Source organism: Pseudomonas jinjuensis (assembly GCF_900103845.1).
Classification (GTDB): domain Bacteria; phylum Pseudomonadota; class Gammaproteobacteria; order Pseudomonadales; family Pseudomonadaceae; genus Pseudomonas; species Pseudomonas jinjuensis.
This window is the reverse complement of the sequence record NZ_FNIJ01000017.1, coordinates 114163-131440: the sequence shown is the minus strand read 5'-3', so window position 1 is coordinate 131440 and position 17278 is coordinate 114163. Positions and strand designations below refer to the sequence as shown.

Genomic DNA, 17278 nt, shown 5'->3' with positions numbered 1-17278 from the left:
CAGGTGCGCCAGGCGCGTCAGGTGCAGGCCGGCCTGCAGCAGCGGGGCGCGGTATTCCGTCGCTGCCGGCGACTGCGCCGCGTCGGCATAGGCGGAAAGCTGTTCCAGCACACCGGCCAGGTCGCGTTCGGCCTGCAGCAGCAGGCCCTGCGGGTCGCCGGCCAGCTTGCCGGTGCCGAGCAGTTCGCCGGCGGCGAAACCGCGCAGCTCCTCAAGGCTGCCGCCGAGGGCGCCGGTCAGGCTGGCGGGCAATTGCGGCAGCTCGCCGCTCAGCCCGTCGATGGCCTGCTGGGCGGAAGTCAGGCGCAGGGCGTCGCCGCTGGCGAGGTAGTCGCGGACGTTGCGCGCCACCTCGTCGTCGAAGCGGCGCGACAGTTCCAGGTAACGGTCGAGCATGGCGAACGGTCGCTGCATGGCCTGCTGCGACCACCACAGGGTGGCGCCGAGGGCGAGGCAGACGACGAGCAGGAGGGCGGTATTCAGGTTGGTCAGCAGTTTGAGGCGCATGGCAGGTCTCGACCGACGGCATTACGGCGAGCGAGAGGTTATTGCCGTTCGGTTACAGAGCGATGACAAGGTGCCAGCATCGATCCCGGCGAGTCGCGCGGCAGAGCGCTTTCCCCGGGCGACGACGGGTTTTCCGCAGCCCATGGCGTATTCGGACTGCCCTTGGGACGCAGACTGGGGCATGCTTATGCGGCCTGGATCGCCGCGCGGCGGAGCGAAACCTCCACAGCGGCGGTCCGATTTCCCGTATTCGAAACGCTAAGGACTTTGCCATGTGGGACTGGAAGAAACGCGGCGGCTCCGTGCGCGATCGCGTCGACGATTCGGTGGACGATGTGCGCGCCTACTTTGGCGGCCCCTGGCTGAGCCGCGTGCTCGCCGGGCTGCTCGGCGCCTACCTGGTGGTCACCGGGGCGATCGGCTGGTACTGGAGCCAGGAACCCGACTTCTTCCCGGTCCAGCAGCACGCCCAGGCCGCCGCGGAACAGGCCGGCCGGCAGATGGTGGTCGGCTACACCACAGTGGAAACCCTCAAGGAAGTCGCCTCCACCCTGCTGGACAAGCCGGGCGGCTACATCTCCAACGACATCTTCCCGCCGGGCCTGTGGCTGGACAACATGCCGAGCTGGGAATACGGCGTGCTGGTGCAGGTGCGCGACCTCAGCCGCGCGATGCGCAAGGACTTCGCCCGCTCGCAGTCGCAGTCCACCGAGGACGCCGACCTGGCGCGCGCCGAACCGCGCTTCCACTTCGACAACAAGAGCTGGGCGCTGCCGGCCTCCGAGGCCGAGTACCAGGAAGGCATCAAGTCGCTGGACCGCTACCTCGCCCGCCTTTCCGACCCGAACCAGCCCGGCGCGCAGTTCTACGCCCGCGCCGACAACCTGAACAACTGGCTGGGCGACGTCGCCACCCGTCTCGGCTCGCTGTCGCAGCGCCTGTCGGCCAGCGTCGGCCGGGTCAAGCTGAACACCAACGTCAAGGCGCAGGCGGTCATGGTCCCCGGCGAGGCGCCGAAGGTCGAGGAAGAGCTCCAGGAAACCCCGTGGCTGCAGATCGACAACGTGTTCTACGAAGCCCGCGGCCAGGCCTGGGCGTTGTCGCACATCCTGCGCGCCATCGAGGTCGACTTCGCCGACGTGCTGGCGAAGAAGAACGCCACGGTCAGCGTGCGGCAGATCATTCGTGAACTGGAAGCCGCCCAGGAAGCGCTGTGGAGCCCGGTGGTGCTGAACGGCAGCGGCTTCGGCGTGCTGGCCAACCACTCGCTGGTGATGGCCAACTACATCTCCCGCGCCAACGCCGCGATCATCGACCTCCGTCAACTGCTGGCGCAGGGCTGATGGACGGCATCAGCGACAAGGAGGCGGCCCACCGCGCCGCCTCGGATGCCGAACGCATCGCCTGGGTCGACGAAAACGACCAACTGCTCGGCAGCCTGCCCCGCGCGGAACTGCGCGAGCGCGGGCTGATCGGCCGCGGCAGCTTCATCCTGCTGTTCAACAGCGCCGGGCAGCTGTGCGTGCACCGGCGCACCCTGAGCAAGGCGCTCTACCCCGGCCATTGGGACCCGGCCGCCGGCGGCATGGTGCAGCTGGACGAGAGCTACGCGCTGTCCGCCGAGCGCGAGCTGGAGGAAGAACTGGGCGTGTCCGGGGTACCGCTGCGCGACCACGGCACCTTCTTCTTCGACGGGCCGGGCAACCGCCTGTGGTGCGCGGTGTTCTCCGCCGTGTGGGACGGCCCGCTGCGCCTGCAGCCGGAAGAGGTGATGGAAGCGCGCTTCGTCGATCCGCGGGAGGCGCTGGCCGAGGCGGATGCTGGCGGGGCGTATTGTCCGGATTCGCTGGAAGCCTTGCGGCGGTATCTGCACAGCGACGGATAACGCTGACGCGTTATTCGCCCTACGGGATAGCCTCGGCATCGGCGTGGGGCTTTTCGTAGGGTGGATCACGCTTCATCGATCCACCATGGCCGCGCATGCGGCCCCGCAGTGGTGGATGAAAAGAGCCTCATCCACCCTACGTCACGGGTGAATAATGTAAGCGCGCCATGCGAGCGACATCCCGAACGGGTCGCGGGCATGGCCCGCTCCTACGGACGGTTGTCATCCACCAGCAACCGCGCCGCGATCAGGTCCTCCAGCGCATACCCCACCGACTTGAACAGGGTGATCTCGCCCTGCTCATGCCGATGCCCGCGTCCCTGCAGCAGGTCGCGCAGTTCGCTGTGGATATCCGTGGGCCGGATCACGCCCTCGGCGATCGGGATCAGCAGGTCCCCCGCCTCCTCCAGCGCGCCCTCGCGGGTGTCGACGACGATCCGCGCGCGGCGCGCCACTTCGCTGTCGGTCTCGCGCATGCTCGGCAGGAAGGCGCCGACCAGGTCCAGGTGCACGCCCGGGCGCAGCCAGGCGCCGCGGACGATGGGCTCGCGGGAGGTGGTGACGCAGCTGATGGTGTCGGCCTGGCCGACGCCTTCCTGCAGGTCGTCGCAGACGCGCACCGGATAGCCTTCGCCGGCCAGGCGCTTGACCAGCGCAGCGACCTTGTCCGGCTGGCGGCCCCAGATGGCGATGTCGGTGTAGCCGCGCACCACGCTGTGGGCGCGGACCATGTGCGGCGCCAGGGTGCCGCTGCCGACGATCAGCAGGTGCCGGGCATCCGGCTTGGCCAGGTAGTCGGCGGCCAGCGCCGAGGTGCAGGCGGTGCGCCGGGCGGTCAGTTCCGAGGCTTCGAGCATCGCCAGCGGGCGGCCGTTCTCGCCGTCGAACAGGCAGAACAGCGCGGACACGGCCGGCAGGTTGCGCACGCCGTTGCCGGGGAACACGGTGACCAGCTTGACGCCGATATCCTGCCCCGGCCGCCACACCGGCATGGTCAGCAGCGAGGCGTTCTCCGGCAGCTCGTGGCTGCCGCGCACCGGGGCCTCGCAGGCGCTGGTGAGGCCGGCGCGCAGGGCTTCGATCAGTTGTGGATAAGCCAGGCGTGCGGCGACGTCGGCGTTGGTGAGAAAGCGGACATCTTGCATGGAAAAGTTCCCGCGTTATCGAGTCTCGTCTGTAGGAGCCAGCTTGCTGGCGATCCGAGTTCCATCCTGCACCGGCATGGTCGGACAGCACGGCTTTCGCCAGCAAGCTGGCTCCTACGAAGAGCGCATCAGTGCCCACCGAGATAGGCGTTACGCACCTCCTGGTTGCCCAGCAGCTCCGCCCCCGTGCCGCTCATGCGGATCTGGCCGTTGACCATCACGTAGCCACGGTCGGACAGCTTCAGCGCATGGTTGGCGTTCTGCTCGACGAGGAACAGCGTCATGCCGCTCTTCGCCAGTTCGCGCAGGGTCTGGAAGATCTGCTTGACCACGATCGGCGCGAGGCCCAGGGACGGCTCGTCGAGCAGCAGCAGCTTCGGCCGGCTCATCAGCGCGCGGGCGATGGCGAGCATCTGCTGCTCGCCGCCGGACATGGTCATGGCGCGCTGGTTGCGCCGCTCCTTGAGGCGCGGGAACAGGTCGAACATGCGCTGCATGTCCTCCTGGGCATGGTCCATGCCGATGGGGATGGTGCCCATCAGCAGGTTCTCCTCGACGCTCATGTCGGGGAACACCCGGCGCCCTTCCGGGGCCTGGGCGATGCCGTTGGAGGCGACGTAGTGCGCGGACTTCTGGCGGATGTCCTGGCCCTTGAAGAAGATCCCGCCCGCGGCCGCGCGCGGCTGGCCGAAGATCGACATCAGCAGGGTGGACTTGCCCGCACCGTTGGCGCCGATCAGCGCCACCGTCTCGCCTTCGTTGACCTGCAGGGACACCTTCTTCAGCGCCTGGATCGGTCCGTAGAACACATCGACATCACGGAATTCCAGCATCGGCGCCGTCATACCAGGTCCTCTTCTTCCGCGCCGAGATAGGCAGCGATCACTTTTTCGTCATGGCGGATTTCCGCTGGCGCGCCGCGGGCGATCACGTCGCCATGGTCGAGCACGATGATGTGGTCGGAGATGTTCATCACCATGCCCATGTCGTGCTCGATCAGCAGCACGGTGATCCCGTGGTGGTCGCGCAGGTAGCGGATGATCCGGCTCAGCGCCTGGGTTTCCGCCGGGTTGAGGCCGGCGGCGGGTTCGTCCAGGCAGATCAGTTCCGGCCGCGTGCACATGGCGCGGGCGATCTCCAGGCGGCGCTGCTGGCCGTAGGACATCTCGCCGGCCAGGCGGTTGGCGCAGTCCACCAGGTCGACCACTTCCAGCCAGTAGAAGGCGTGGTCCAGCGCCTCGCTCTCGGCGCGGCGGTAGCCGGGGGTGTTGAGCACGCCGGCGAGCAGGCTGCGGTTGACCCACATGTGCTGCGCCACCAGCAGGTTCTCCACCACCGACATTTCGCGGAACAGGCGGATGTTCTGGAAGGTCCGCGCCAGGCCGGAGCGGTTCACCAGGTGGGTGCCGCCGAACATCTTGTAGTACACGCGGCTGCCGAGCTGCGCCGGGTTGACGAAGTCGCTGCCGCGGAACGGCTCGCCGAGCACCTTGATCACGTCGGTGGTGCTGCCCTGGGTGTTGAGCAGGATTCTGCCGCCAGTGGCCTTGTAGAAGCCGGTCAGGCAGTTGAACACCGTGGTCTTGCCGGCGCCGTTGGGGCCGATCAGCGCGGTGATGGAGTGGCGCTCCACATCGAGGTTGACGTCGTTGAGGGCCTTGATGCCGCCGAAGTGCATCATCAGGTGCTCGACGCCCAGGATCTTGTCGCTCATGGCGCCACCCCCTTGCGCACGGCGAAGCCGCTGCGGTTGATGCGGATCAGCCCGCGCGGGCGCCAGATCATCATCAGCACCATGAGCATGCCGAACAGCAGCACCCGGTAGTCGGCGAAGGCGCGCAGCAGTTCCGGGGCGACGGTGAGGACGAAGGCGGCGATCACCACGCCGAGGGTCGAGCCCATGCCGCCGAGCACGACGATGGCGAGGATCAGCGCCGACTCGAAGAAGGTGAACGACGACGGGTTGACGAAGCCCTGGTAGCTGGCGAAGAACACCCCGGCGAGGCCGGCGGTGGAGGCGCCGAGCATGAACGCCGAGAGTTTCACCAGCACGTGGTTGAGGCCCAGCGAGCGGCACGCCACCTCATCCTCGCGCAGCGCTTCCCAGGCGCGGCCGACCGGCATGCGGGTCAGGCGGTGCTTGATGTAGAGGACCGCGATCACCACCAGGAACAGCACGATGTAGATGAACAGGAACTTGAAGTTCTGGTTGTACTCGATGCCGAGGAACTCGTGGACCGGTATTCCCCCCTCCTTCGCGCGGCGGCCGAACTCCAGGCCGAAGAAGGTCGGCGCCGGCACGGACATGCCGTTCGGGCCGCCGGTGAAGCTCAGCCAGTTGTTCAGCACCAGGCGGATGATCTCGCCGAAGCCGAGCGTCACGATCGCCAGGTAGTCGCCGTGCATTCGCAATACGGGGAAGCCGAGCAGCGCGCCGGCCAGCGCGGCGGTCAGCGCCGACAGCGGCAGCACCGTCCAGAACCCGAGGCCGAGATAGTGGTAGCCCAGCGCCAGGCCGTAGGCGCCGATGGCGTAGAAGGCCACGTAGCCGAGGTCGAGCAGGCCGGCGAGGCCGACCACTATGTTCAGGCCGAGGCCGAGCAGCACGTAGATCAGGCCGAGGATCACCACGGTGAGCAGGTACTTGCTGGCGAAGAACGGGAAGATCACCGCGGCCACCAGCACCAGCGGGATGATCCAGCGCAGGCGCGTCTTGTAGCCGGGCTCCAGCACGCTGATGCCGGAGTCGGACGTCTCGAAGCGCTGCAGGATCGCCACGCCGGATTTCGTCTGCAGGAACAGGCTGAGCAGGAAGCGCCCCGCCATCACCGCGCCGACCAGCCAGGCCAGGCGCACGGGCTGCAGGTCGAAGCTGTAGCCGTCGAGGACCACGCCGACGATCGGGCCGAACACGATCAGCGCGACCAGCCCGGCGAGCACGGTATCCAGCAGGATCTTTTTCATGTCGAAGCTCCGGGCCGGCGCGGCCTGTTGTGAGCGGACACTGCTTTCGGTCACTGCGTTCATGCTCACACCTTCGCCACCTGGGGACGACCCAGGAGTCCTTGCGGCCGGAAAATCAGGATCAGTACCAGCAGGGAGAAGGAGAACACGTCCTTGAAGTCAGTGTTGACCATGCCGGAGAACTGCGCTTCGGCGACCCCTAGCAAAAGGCCACCGAGCATGGCGCCCGGGAGCGAGCCGATGCCGCCGAGCACCGCGGCGGTGAATGCCTTGATGCCGATGATGAAGCCGGCATAGAAGTCGAAGGTGCCGTAGTTCATGGTGATCAGCACGCCGGCCAGCGCGGCCATGGACGCGCCGATGACGAACACGTAGGAGATCACCCGGTCGGTGTTGATGCCGAGGATCGAGGCCATCTTGCGGTCCTGCTGGGTCGCCCGGCACATGCGGCCGAGCTTGGTGTACTGGATCACGTAGGTGAGCGCGGCCATGCCGATGAAGGCGGCGATCAGGATGAAGACCTTGGTGTAGGTGAGCTGCACGAAGCCTTCGCCGACGTGGAACTTGATCGCTCCGTCGAGCAGCGTCGGCACGCCCTGCTGGCGCGGGCCCTGGCTGAGCTGCACGTAGTTCTGCAGGATCAGCGACATGCCGATGGCGGAGATCAGCGGCGCCAGGCGGGTGGAGTTGCGCAGCGGCTTGTAGGCGATGCGCTCGATGGTCCAGCCATAGACCCCGGTGATGAAGATGGTGAAGAGCAGCGTGCCGAGAATCAGCAGCGGGAAGGAATGCAGGCCGAAGTAGGCCAGCAGCGCCAGGGCGATGGCCGAGAGGTAGGCGGAGATCATGTACACCTCGCCGTGGGCGAAGTTGATCATGCCGATGATGCCGTAGACCATCGTGTAGCCGATGGCGATCAGGCCGTAGACTGCCCCGAGGGTCAGCCCGTTGATCATTTGCTGGAGAAAGATGCCGTCCACGATTGAGTACTCACGCAAGCAGAGCAGGAAAGGCTGACGGTGCGCTGGCTGCCCGGCTCGTGACCGGCGCCTGGCGACCCGACGACCTGCGGGGGCGCCGGCAGCGCTCGTGGCGCCGCCGGCAGGTCGGGCGTGGTGCGCGCGACCTGCGCCAGCCCCGCCGCCCCGACCGGATGAACCGGGCGGCGTGCGGCAGGACCGGTCACAGTTCGCGGACGCTTACTGCTGTGTTTCCAGCTGGTGGTACTTGCCCTTGTCGTCCCACTTGTAGACGACATAGTCGGAGACCTTCAGGTCGCCCTTCTCGTCGAACTCCTTCTTGCCCATCACGGTCTGCACCGGGTTGCTGTGCAGCCACTTGGCGGCGGCCTGCGGGTCGTTCTTGCCGGCGCCGTTGAAGCCCGCGGCGAGGACCTGCAGCGAGGCGTAGGCGTAGAGGGTGTAGCCTTCCGGCTCGAAGCCGCTGGCGCGGAACTTGTCCACCACGGCCTTGCCGTCCGGGATCAGGCGCGGGTCGGCGCCGAAGGTCATCAGCACGTCCTTGGTGTACTGCGGGCCGCCGGCGGTGGTGACCAGTTCGTCGGTGACGATGCCGTCATCCGAGAAGAACACGGTGTTCAGGCCCTGCTCGCGCATCTGCCGGACCAGCGGGCCGGCTTCCGGGTGCAGGCCGCCGAAGAACACCACCTCGGCGCCGGAGGCGCGGATCTTGGTGACCAGCGCGTTGAAGTCCTTCTCGCCGCGGGTCAGGCCCTCGTAGAGCACTTCCTTCACGCCGAGCTTGTTCAGCTGCGCCTTGGTCGCGTCGGCCAGGCCCTGGCCGTAGGTGTCCTTGTCGTGGATCACCGCGACCTTCTTCGCCTTCAGCACGTTGACGATGTAGTTGCCGGCGACGACGCCCTGCTGGTCGTCACGGCCGCACATGCGGAAGATGCCGGTCAGGCCGCGCTCGGTGACTTTCGGGTTGGTCGAGCCGGGGGTCACGGAGATGATGCCGGCCTCGTCGTAGACCTCGGAGGCGGGGATGGTGTTGGACGAGCAGAAGTGGCCGACCACGGCGATGGCCTTGTCCTGATCCACCAGGCGGTTGGCGACGGCCACGGCCTGCTTGGGTTCGCAGGCGTCGTCGGCCTTCACCAGCTTGATCTTCTCCCCGTTGAGACCGCCTGCGGCGTTGATCACTTCCGCCGCCGCCGTCGCACCGCGCCAGTATTGTTCGCCGAACGAGGCGTTCGCGCCGGTATGCGGACCGGCAACCCCGATCACCACATCCGCCAAAGCAAGGGAAGAGACGCCCATCGCGGTGGTCACCGCCAGGGCCAGAAAGCCTTTTCTGAAAATCGTCTTCGACATGGAGTTTTGCTCCTGAGGGTTTTTTTTGTGATGGCGCTGGAACCAGCTACTTGTTTGCGGCGTTCCGTCCACAAATAGCGTAGGCAAGCGGCGTGCCATTGGTTTTTGTAGTGCGCAGGCATGCCACAAAAACTCTAGCCCTCCTTTCCGTTTTTATCTTTGTTATTGGAAATCAATTATTTAGCAAAACTTCCGGAATTTTTCCGGCGCGTCCCAACCCACTGCTGGCGGCGGTTTCGGCAACATTTGGCAGGCTGGGTACGGTTGCCCATCGCTGGTGCAACTACGCACGAATCTGTGCGGTCAATCGGTGTTTCTTATCATCACACTCCTGTTATCTGTTCAGAACTTTCCGCAAATAGTGGCGAAATAGACATCCCTAATAGCGACATCCAGCTGTCAGATAACGACGCGCAAACATTGGCCGGCGTGGTAGAGGGAGAAGCCCGCCTCGTACAGGCAACTGCGCAGTCCCACGGCGGAAATCTCCTGCATCGGCTTCAGCGGCATCGGCAGCGCGTCGGCCTTGCCGTGCAGCAGGAAGTCGGCGAACGCCTTGCCCACCACGGTGCCGGTGGTGACGCCGCGGCCGTTGTAGCCGCTCATGGCGAGCAGGCCCGGCGCCGGCTCGAACAGGCGCATCAGGTGGTCCGGGGTGAAGTCGATGCAGCCGGTCCAGGTGAATTCCCAGTCCACCTTGCCGAGCCGCGGGAAGTAGTGCTGCGCGATGCGGTCGGCCCAGCTCCTGATGAACCATTCCGGCTTGCCGGTGCCCTTGCCCAGGCTGCCGAGCAGCAGGCGTCCGTCGGCATCACGGCGGATACTGCTGAGCACCTGGCGGGTGTCCCAGGAACCCTGGCCGCCGGGCAGGATGCGCGCGGCCTCCGGGCCTTCCAGCGGACGCGAGGCGACCTGGTAGTAGTAGCCGGGGAAGAAGGTGCGGCGCAGCTCGGTCCACTCGCCTTCGGTGTAGGCGCTGGAGGCGATGATCACGCGCTCGGCGCTGACCACCCCGCCGTTGGTGAACACGTTCCAGTGGCGGTTGGAACGCACCAGCCCGGTGACCGGAGAGTGATGGAACAGCTCGCCGCCAAGGCCGACCACCGCGCGGGCCAGGCCGCTGACGTAGGCCATCGGGTTGAGCGTGCCGGCACGACGATCGAGCAGCGCGCCGGCGATCTTCCCGGTGCCGCAGGCCTCGGCGCAGGCGGCGCCGCTGAGCAGTTCGACCGGCGCGGCACGCCGCTGCCACTGCGCGCAACGGCTGCGCAGGTCGGCCAGCCCGCGGGCGTTGTGCGCCATGTGCAGGGTGCCTTCGCGGCGCGCCTGGCAGTCGATGCCATACCTGTCGATCAGCGAGAACACCAGGGACGGCGCATTCCCCAGCATGCGGTTGAGCCGCCCGCCGATGTCCGTGCCGAGGCCGGCCTCGATCTCGTCCGGCGGAATCCACATGCCGGCATTCACCAGCCCGACATTGCGTCCCGAGCCGCCGTGCCCGGCGGTATGCGCCTCCAGCACGCAGACGCGCTGCCTGCCTTCGAGCAGATGCAGCGCCGCCGACAGCCCGGTGAAACCGGCGCCGATGACGCACACGTCGACCTTGCGCTCGCCCCTTAGCGACGGCGCCTGCGGCCGCTCAGGGGTGAGGTGTTCCCACAGACATTCCTGGCGTAGCGACATTCGGCAATCCTTCTTGGCGAGGCTTCAGCGGACCTGCAACCGTAGGATGGGTGGAACGAAGCGATACCCATCGGTGCCCGCGGATGATGGGTATCGCAGGCTCAACCCATCCTACGGGGCCGCAGCTCTTCGTAGGACCGAGGGGGGCTCGCGAACAGCTCCGCAGCGGGGTTTGCTCGCGAGCAAGCTCGCTTCTACAAAATGAGGCGCGCCGTTCAGTCGAACACGATCCCCTGCGCCAGCGGCAGCTCCCGCGACCAGTTCACCGTGTTGGTCTGCCGGCGCATGTAGGCCTTCCAGGCGTCCGAGCCGGATTCGCGGCCACCGCCGGTTTCCTTCTCGCCGCCGAAGGCGCCGCCGATCTCCGCGCCGCTCGGGCCGATGTTGACGTTGGCGATGCCGCAATCGCTGCCCACCGCCGACATGAACTGCTCGGCCTCGCGCACGTCGGTGGTGAAGATGCACGACGACAGGCCCTGCGGCACCGCGTTGTTCAGCGCCAGCGCCTCGTCGAAGTCGCGGTAGGCGACCACGTAGAGGATCGGCGCGAAGGTCTCGCTGCGCACCACGTCGCTCTGCTCCGGCATCTCGACGATCGCCGGCGACACGTAATAGGCGTTGGGGTAGCGGTCGGCCAATTGCCGCTCGCCGCCGAACACCACGCCGCCCTCGCCCTTCGCCTGTTCCAGCGCGCCCTGCATGGCCAGGAAGCTGCGCTCGTCGATCAGCGGGCCGACCAGGTTGCCCTCCAGCGGATGGCCGATGCGCACCTTGGAATAGGCGGCCTTGAGGCGGGCGACGATCTCGTCCTTCACCGACTCGTGGGCGATCAGCCGGCGCAGCGTGGTGCAGCGCTGCCCGGCGGTGCCGACGGCGCTGAACAGGATGGCGCGCACGGCCATGTCCAGGTCGGCGCTGGGCGCCAGGACCATGGCGTTGTTGCCGCCCAGTTCGAGGATGCTGCGGGCGAAGCGCGCCGCCACCTTCGGGCCGACCTCGCGGCCCATGCGGGTGCTGCCGGTGGCGCTGACCAGGGCGACGCGCGGGTCGTCCACCAGCGCCTCGCCGGCGCCGCGGTCGCCGATCACTACCTGGCTGAGGTATTCCGGCGCATCGCCGAAGCGCTGCACGGCGCGCTCGAACAGCGCCTGGCAGGCCAGCGCGGTGAGCGGGGTCTTTTCCGACGGTTTCCACACCACCGGATTGCCGCAGACCAGCGCCAGCGCGGTGTTCCACGACCACACCGCGACCGGGAAGTTGAACGCGCTGATCACCCCGACCACGCCGAGCGGCTGCCAGGTTTCGCGCATGTGGTGGCCGGGGCGCTCGGAGGCGATGGTCAGGCCATAGAGCTGGCGCGACAGGCCGACGGCGAAGTCGCAGATGTCGATCATTTCCTGCACTTCGCCCTGGCCTTCCTGGGTGATCTTGCCCGCCTCCCAGGACACCAGTTCGCCCAGCGCGGCCTTGTGCGCGCGCAGTTCCTCGCCGAACAGCCGCACCAGTTCGCCGCGGCGCGGCGCCGGCACCTTGCGCCAGGCGTCGAAGGCGTGGGCGGCGCGGCCGATCTTCTGTTCCACCTCGGCGGCGCTTTCCAGGCGCACGGCCCCCAGGCGGCTGCCGTCGATGGGGCTGTGGACGACCTGGTCGCCATCGCGATAGAGGTGGGCGGCGACGCCAAGCTTGTCGAGCAGTGCGGAAATCATGGAGGCTCCTGTCGGTTCCGATGACCTGGGAATGCCGGGAGTAATAGCCGGCTTGCCTTACCGCAACAAACGACGTTTCCTACATACGTCATTCCATAAATTCATACATCCGATGCTCAGCAAACGCCACCTGCCGTCCATGGCCGCCCTGCAATGCTTCGAAGCGGTCGCCCGCCATCTCAGCTTCACCCGCGCCGCCGAAGAGCTCAGCCTGACCCAGAGCGCGGTCAGCAAGCAGGTCGCGCAGCTCGAGGAAATGCTCCAGCACCTGCTGTTCCGCCGCGTGCGCCGGCGCCTGCAGCTGACGCCGGCGGGCGAGCTGTATCTCGGCGAGGTGCGCAAGATCCTCACCCAGGTGGAGATGTCCACCCACTACCTGCTCTCCTACGGCGGCGACACCGAGGTGCTGCGGGTGGCGACGCCGCCGACCTTCGGCGCGCGCTGGCTGATTCCCCGGCTGAACGGCTGGCGCCATCGGCATCCGCACATCCACCTCGACCTGCGCCAGGAGCTGGAGCCGGGCGACCTGCTGCAATCGCGCTGCGACGTGGCCTTCTACTTCGGCCAGGGCACCCTGCCCGGCGCCGAGTGCGTGCGCCTGTTCGGCGAGGAGATGGTGGCGGTGTGCGCCCCGTCGACCCTGCCCGCCGAACCGCTGAGCGATCCGCTGCAGCTCGCCGGACTGGTCCTGCTGCAGAACGCCACCCGCCCGGAAGCCTGGCACGAGTGGTTCCTCAGCCTCGGCCGGCACAGCGAGCACAGCTACCACGGGCCGCGCTTCGACACCTTCTACATGTGCATCCGCGCGGCCCAGGCCGGCTGCGGCGTGGCCCTGCTGCCGCGTTTCCTGGTGGAGGAGGAACTGGCCGAAGGCAAGCTGGCGATCGCCTGGGAACATGCGCTGGAAAGCCGCAGCGCCTACTACCTGGCCTACCCGGAACACGCCGCCGCGGTGCCCAAGGTGCGCGCGCTGGTGGAGTGGATCGCCGAGCGCATCGCTCCCGTGTAAGAGCGAACCATGTCCGCGACCGTGATATCCGCCAGCACTCGACCGGTCGCGGGCATGGCCCGCTTCCTACAAGAGCGCGCCATGCCACGCCATCCGACAAATGCATCGACCCATCCGCCCCGACGCTGGTATTTTTCAGGGTTTACAAGCTGCCGGCCTGAGTATTCACAAGGACCACGTCATGAAATCCATCCAGAACGCCATCATCTCCGAGCTGAACGTCCAGCCGCCGTTCAACGGGCCGGAAGACATCCAGGCGGAAATCCAGCGGCGCCTCGACTTCATCAAGGATTGCCTGCGCGATTCCGGCATGAAGACCCTGGTGCTGGGCATCAGCGGCGGCGTCGACTCGCTCACTGCCGGCATGCTCTGCCAGCGCGCGGTGGAACAGCTGCGCGCGGAAAGCGGCAATGACGCCTACCGCTTCATCGCCGTGCGCCTGCCCTACAACGTGCAGGGCGACGAGGCCGACGCCCAGGCCTCGGTGGACGTGATCGCGCCCGATGAGCGCCACACCGTGAACATCGGCCCGGCGGTCAAGGCGCTGGCCGCGGAAACCGCCGCCCTGGAAGGCCTGCCGGCAGGCACCGTGGACTTCGCCCTGGGCAACACCAAGGCGCGCATCCGCATGGTCGCCCAGTACACCATCGCCAACGCCCGCCAGGGCCTGGTGGTCGGTACCGACCACGCCGCCGAGGCGGTGATGGGCTTCTTCACCAAGTTCGGCGACGGCGCCTGCGACCTCGCCCCGCTCACCGGCCTGGTGAAGAACCAGGTCCGCACCATCGCCCGCACCCTCGGCGCGCCGGAAAACCTGGTGATGAAGACCCCGACCGCCGACCTCGAAGACCTCGCCCCCGGCAAGCCGGACGAGCATGCCCACGGCGTGACCTACCGGGACATCGACGCCTATCTGCACGGCGGGGCGGTGGACCCCGAGGCCGCGGAAATCATCGAGCGCACCTTCGAGAAGACCCGCCACAAGCGCGAGATGCCCAAGACCCCGTAAGCTGCTCCTGTAGGAGCGGGCCATGCCCGCGAAAGACCAGCCACGCGATGTCGCGCGCATGGTGCGCTCCTACAGGAAATCACCCCGAAGCGGAAAAAAAGGAATACATCCAGCGCTTTTTTTCGCTTGCGGGCCGCCCCGCTCCGCCGCTCTCATTGGCCCCATCCGCAACCAGGGGCCAGCGCCATGCATGAAGGTTTGTTCCAACTCGTTTCCACCGTAGTCGGTCCGCAGGCCGCGGGCTGGCTCGGCGAGCACGTCGAGATTCCCGCCAGCCTCGACCGTTTCGCCTTCACCACCGATGCCGTGCATCGCGCCTGGCTGGCCGAGGCGTTGAACCTGTGCCTGTTCCACAAGCTGGTCGAGGCCGTGCCGGAAGGCCGCCAGTACGTCAGCGAGCAGCGCGAATCGGGCCGCAAGGTGCTCTTCGACCACGGCGCCATCCGCACCGTCGACTGGCCGGAAAACGGCGAACTGCCGCGCGGCCGCCTGGCCTTCGCGCGGATTCTCGAACCGCTCGGCTTCACCGACGTGCGCACCTATCCACTGACGAAGCTGAAGATGACCGGCTACGCCTATTGCCACCAGGACCTGCCGGAGGAGATCGCGCAGTTCTTCGTCTCGGAACTGCATCCCGGCCGCTTCGGCGAAGCCTTCCAGGCCAGCGTCACGCGGGTGGTGGAAAGCAGCCGCGATCCGCTGTCCGCCGAACATCTCTCCATCCTTCGCCGTCTGCGCCTGACCCGGCATTGCAGCCTCGCCGAGGCACATGCGCTGCTGCCCGCCCTGCATGCCGCCTTCGGCCGCCAGCATGGCGTGGTGCGCGAGGAAGACTACGAAAGCCTGCTGCGGGAAAGCGCGGAAATGGCCTGGATCGCCACCGAGGGCAACATGTTCAACCACCTGACCGACCGGGTCGACGATCTGGAGGTGGTGGTGGAACGGCAGCGCGCCCTGGAGCGGCCGATGAAGGACAGCATCGAGGTATCCAGCTCGGGCAACGTGCTGCAGACCGCCTACCGCGCCACCCGCGTGCAGCGCGATTTCATCGATGCCCGGGGCATGCCGGTGACGCGCAGCGTGCCGGGCTCCTTCGTCGAGTTCATCCAGCGCCGCATCGATACCGCCAGCGGCCGGCTCGACCTGAACTTCGACAGCAGCAACGCCCAGGGCATCTTCCGCATGACCGATTCGCGCGGCTGAAAACGCAGAAGCCCGGCGCAAGGCCGGGCTTCGTGGACGCCTCGGGCGATCACTGCAGGGCCAGGGTGCCCTTCATCATCGCCGAGTGGCCGGGGAAGGAGCAGAAGAACATGTACTGTTCGCCTTCCTTCAGCTTGGACACGTCGAAGGTCACCGAGTCCTTCTCGCCGGAGCCGATGATCTTGGTATGGGCGATAACCCGGGTATCGCCGTCCTTCACGTAGTTCTTGTCGAGACCGGCGGCCATGCCGTCGGTGACTACGCCCTGCATGTCGGCTGCGGTGGTCAGCACCCAGTTATGCCCCATCACGTTCTTCGGCAGGCTGCCGGGGTGGGACAGGTTGACGGTAAAGGTCTTGCAGCTCTTGTCGACCGTGATGGCGTTGGTGTTGAACTGCATCTGGTCGTTGCCCTGGACATCGACCGAGCATTCAGCGGCCAGAAGCGGCGCACTGAACAGACCGAGCAGGGTTACGGCAGCGAGTTTACGGAACATACAAGCCTCCTAGGCAGGTTGGGCGGTGAATCCTCAACGGGAGACTGCCACAGCGACAGTCGGGTTCCCTTTATCTGATTCGATCGGTACTGGCGAAGTGACGCAGTACAACCGACGATTTCTACCTGAATATCCGGCGAACGGCACGAGATGAATCAGCGCACCCCGCGAAGCATAGACCCTCCCCCCGGATCGCCTCCCCCGCGGCGACCGCTGGCGGCTTGGTCATCCAGCCCGGAGTGGGTAACCTGACCGCTCGTTCATGTTCCGGAAGATTGCGATGACCCTGCGTTCCATCTGTGTGTTCTGCGGCGCCAGCCCCGGCGCCGACCCGATCTATCACGACGCGGCCGTGGCCCTCGGCCGCCACCTGGCCGAACGCGGCCTGCGCCTGGTCTACGGCGGCGGTGCTGTCGGGCTGATGGGCGTGGTGGCCGACGCCGCGCTGGCGGCCGGCGGCGAAGTCATCGGCATCATCCCGCAGAGCCTGGAACGCGCGGAGATCGGCCACAAGGGCCTGACCCGCCTCGAAGTCGTCGATGGCATGCACGCGCGCAAGGCGCGCATGGCCGAGCTGAGCGATGCCTTCATCGCCCTGCCCGGCGGTCTCGGCACGCTGGAAGAGCTGTTCGAGGTCTGGACCTGGGGCCAGCTCGGCTATCACGCCAAGCCGCTGGGCGTGCTGGAAGTGAATGGTTTCTACGACCCGCTGCTGACCTTCCTCGACCACCTGGTGACCGAGCGCTTCGTCCGCCCGCAGCACCGCGAGATGCTCCAGCGCGGCTCCACGCCGGCCGAGCTGATCGACGCACTGCAAGCCTGGAAGCCGCTGGCGGCGCCGAAATGGGTGGATCGTACGCCGACCTGATGCGCGGAAGAACGAAGGCCACCGCGGGGTGGCCTTCGTCTTTGCAGCGTCAGCGCTTCCAGCAGCGGGCCAGCGACTGTCCGTCCGCCTGCCCCTTGAGTCCGGTGCTGCTGAGCGTCAGGGTTCCGCACTCGTCCTGTGCCATCGCGCCCACCGGCTCGGCCTTCAGGCCGTAGCCCGAAGCCGTGGGGTCCTCGATGAAATCCAGTTCGTAGAACGCCTGCCCGCCTTCCCTGGGCGAGACGCTGAATGGCAGCTCCGCTCCCACGTAGGTGCCCCGGCTGGTGTAGTAGCGCTCCATGAACTGCGAGAGCTCCACCAGCGACTTCTGCGCATCCGCACGGCGGGCCTGGCGGATGTGTTCCAGGTAGGAGGGATAGGCGATGGCGGCGAGGATGCCGACGATGGCGACCACGATCATCACTTCGATGAGGGTGAAGCCGGCTGCGCGGCGCAGTGAACTGTCCATG

The 17278-nt window shown here is 66.9% G+C and carries 16 protein-coding genes; 6 read left to right on the top strand and 10 right to left on the bottom strand.

What is annotated here, in order from left to right; genetic code table 11:
- Nucleotides 1–779: 779 nt before the first annotated feature.
- Together BLR75_RS21700 and BLR75_RS21695 are read left to right on the top strand one after the other, a co-directional pair.
- Entirely contained in the window at nt 780–1850 is a 1071-nt protein-coding gene (locus BLR75_RS21700) for a DUF2333 family protein (protein WP_084314038.1), read from the top strand.
- Entirely contained in the window at nt 1850–2392 is a 543-nt protein-coding gene (locus BLR75_RS21695) for an NUDIX hydrolase (protein ID WP_084314037.1), read from the top strand. The genes BLR75_RS21700 and BLR75_RS21695 overlap by 1 nt, the downstream gene beginning before the upstream one ends.
- 209 nt (nt 2393–2601) lie before the next feature.
- Here BLR75_RS21695 and lhpI read toward each other — a convergent pair whose 3' ends face one another.
- The 8 genes from lhpI to amaB form a co-directional block, all read right to left on the bottom strand.
- Nucleotides 2602–3537: a bifunctional Delta(1)-pyrroline-2-carboxylate/Delta(1)-piperideine-2-carboxylate reductase gene (gene lhpI, locus BLR75_RS21690; protein WP_084314036.1), complete on the bottom strand. Its 936-nt coding sequence runs from the start codon at nt 3535–3537 to the stop codon at nt 2602–2604.
- A 128-nt stretch (nt 3538–3665) separates the two neighbouring features.
- On the bottom strand, nt 3666–4382 hold the full coding sequence (locus BLR75_RS21685) for an ABC transporter ATP-binding protein (RefSeq protein ID WP_084314035.1): 717 nt from the start codon (nt 4380–4382) through the stop codon (nt 3666–3668).
- On the bottom strand, nt 4379–5251 hold the full coding sequence (locus BLR75_RS21680; protein WP_084314034.1) for an ATP-binding cassette domain-containing protein: 873 nt from the start codon (nt 5249–5251) through the stop codon (nt 4379–4381). Before BLR75_RS21680 ends, BLR75_RS21685 begins: the two co-directional genes overlap by 4 nt.
- Entirely contained in the window at nt 5248–6501 is a 1254-nt protein-coding gene (gene livM / locus BLR75_RS21675; RefSeq protein ID WP_371858143.1) for a high-affinity branched-chain amino acid ABC transporter permease LivM, read from the bottom strand. Before livM ends, BLR75_RS21680 begins: the two co-directional genes overlap by 4 nt.
- Before the next feature lie 65 nt (nt 6502–6566).
- Complete coding sequence (locus BLR75_RS21670; RefSeq protein ID WP_084314032.1) at nt 6567–7481, bottom strand: ABC transporter permease subunit; 915 nt, start codon at nt 7479–7481, stop codon at nt 6567–6569.
- 219 nt (nt 7482–7700) lie between these two features.
- The gene (locus BLR75_RS21665) at nt 7701–8834 is read right to left on the bottom strand and encodes a branched-chain amino acid ABC transporter substrate-binding protein (protein WP_084314031.1); all 1134 of its coding nucleotides are present in this window, start codon (nt 8832–8834) and stop codon (nt 7701–7703) included.
- Between the two features lie 399 nt (nt 8835–9233).
- Entirely contained in the window at nt 9234–10517 is a 1284-nt protein-coding gene (gene amaA / locus BLR75_RS21660; RefSeq protein WP_084314030.1) for an L-pipecolate oxidase, read from the bottom strand.
- 215 nt (nt 10518–10732) lie between these two features.
- On the bottom strand, nt 10733–12223 hold the full coding sequence (gene amaB, locus BLR75_RS21655) for an L-piperidine-6-carboxylate dehydrogenase (protein WP_084314029.1): 1491 nt from the start codon (nt 12221–12223) through the stop codon (nt 10733–10735).
- 112 nt (nt 12224–12335) lie between these two features.
- On the opposite strand from amaB, the gene BLR75_RS21650 reads away from it, so the two are divergent.
- The 3 genes from BLR75_RS21650 (at nt 12336) to BLR75_RS21640 (ending at nt 15444) form a co-directional block, all read left to right on the top strand.
- Nucleotides 12336–13232: a LysR family transcriptional regulator gene (locus BLR75_RS21650; protein ID WP_084314028.1), complete on the top strand. Its 897-nt coding sequence runs from the start codon at nt 12336–12338 to the stop codon at nt 13230–13232.
- Nucleotides 13233–13413: 181 nt separating this feature from the next.
- Nucleotides 13414–14241 (top strand): ammonia-dependent NAD(+) synthetase, encoded by an 828-nt coding sequence (gene nadE / locus BLR75_RS21645; RefSeq protein ID WP_084314027.1) that lies wholly within the window; start codon nt 13414–13416, stop codon nt 14239–14241.
- Between the two features lie 186 nt (nt 14242–14427).
- On the top strand, nt 14428–15444 hold the full coding sequence (locus BLR75_RS21640; protein ID WP_084314026.1) for a DUF1338 domain-containing protein: 1017 nt from the start codon (nt 14428–14430) through the stop codon (nt 15442–15444).
- A gap of 49 nt (nt 15445–15493) precedes the next feature.
- Here BLR75_RS21640 and azu read toward each other — a convergent pair whose 3' ends face one another.
- The gene (gene azu / locus BLR75_RS21635) at nt 15494–15940 is read right to left on the bottom strand and encodes an azurin (RefSeq protein WP_084314025.1); all 447 of its coding nucleotides are present in this window, start codon (nt 15938–15940) and stop codon (nt 15494–15496) included.
- A 280-nt stretch (nt 15941–16220) separates the two neighbouring features.
- On the opposite strand from azu, the gene BLR75_RS21630 reads away from it, so the two are divergent.
- Nucleotides 16221–16808 (top strand): cytokinin riboside 5'-monophosphate phosphoribohydrolase, encoded by a 588-nt coding sequence (locus BLR75_RS21630; protein ID WP_084314024.1) that lies wholly within the window; start codon nt 16221–16223, stop codon nt 16806–16808.
- A 49-nt stretch (nt 16809–16857) separates the two neighbouring features.
- Here BLR75_RS21630 and BLR75_RS21625 read toward each other — a convergent pair whose 3' ends face one another.
- The gene (locus BLR75_RS21625) at nt 16858–17277 is read right to left on the bottom strand and encodes a type IV pilin protein (RefSeq protein ID WP_084314023.1); all 420 of its coding nucleotides are present in this window, start codon (nt 17275–17277) and stop codon (nt 16858–16860) included.
- Nucleotide 17278: the final 1 nt, after the last annotated feature.

Bases quoted from the DNA above. Each gene is read 5' to 3' on its own strand.
- BLR75_RS21685 (WP_084314035.1), bottom strand. From the start codon at position 4,382: ATGACGGCGCCGATGCTGGAATTCCGTGATGTCGATGTGTTCTACGGA.
- BLR75_RS21680 (WP_084314034.1), bottom strand. From the start codon at position 5,251: ATGAGCGACAAGATCCTGGGCGTCGAGCACCTGATGATGCACTTCGGC.
- BLR75_RS21700 (WP_084314038.1), top strand. From the start codon at position 780: ATGTGGGACTGGAAGAAACGCGGCGGCTCCGTGCGCGATCGCGTCGAC.
- BLR75_RS21630 (WP_084314024.1), top strand. From the start codon at position 16,221: ATGACCCTGCGTTCCATCTGTGTGTTCTGCGGCGCCAGCCCCGGCGCC.
- BLR75_RS21625 (WP_084314023.1), bottom strand. From the start codon at position 17,277: ATGGACAGTTCACTGCGCCGCGCAGCCGGCTTCACCCTCATCGAAGTG.
- azu (WP_084314025.1), bottom strand. From the start codon at position 15,940: ATGTTCCGTAAACTCGCTGCCGTAACCCTGCTCGGTCTGTTCAGTGCG.
- amaA (WP_084314030.1), bottom strand. From the start codon at position 10,517: ATGTCGCTACGCCAGGAATGTCTGTGGGAACACCTCACCCCTGAGCGG.
- livM (WP_371858143.1), bottom strand. From the start codon at position 6,501: ATGAAAAAGATCCTGCTGGATACCGTGCTCGCCGGGCTGGTCGCGCTG.
- BLR75_RS21665 (WP_084314031.1), bottom strand. From the start codon at position 8,834: ATGTCGAAGACGATTTTCAGAAAAGGCTTTCTGGCCCTGGCGGTGACC.
- BLR75_RS21650 (WP_084314028.1), top strand. From the start codon at position 12,336: ATGCTCAGCAAACGCCACCTGCCGTCCATGGCCGCCCTGCAATGCTTC.
- BLR75_RS21695 (WP_084314037.1), top strand. From the start codon at position 1,850: ATGGACGGCATCAGCGACAAGGAGGCGGCCCACCGCGCCGCCTCGGAT.
- amaB (WP_084314029.1), bottom strand. From the start codon at position 12,223: ATGATTTCCGCACTGCTCGACAAGCTTGGCGTCGCCGCCCACCTCTAT.
- lhpI (WP_084314036.1), bottom strand. From the start codon at position 3,537: ATGCAAGATGTCCGCTTTCTCACCAACGCCGACGTCGCCGCACGCCTG.
- BLR75_RS21640 (WP_084314026.1), top strand. From the start codon at position 14,428: ATGCATGAAGGTTTGTTCCAACTCGTTTCCACCGTAGTCGGTCCGCAG.
- nadE (WP_084314027.1), top strand. From the start codon at position 13,414: ATGAAATCCATCCAGAACGCCATCATCTCCGAGCTGAACGTCCAGCCG.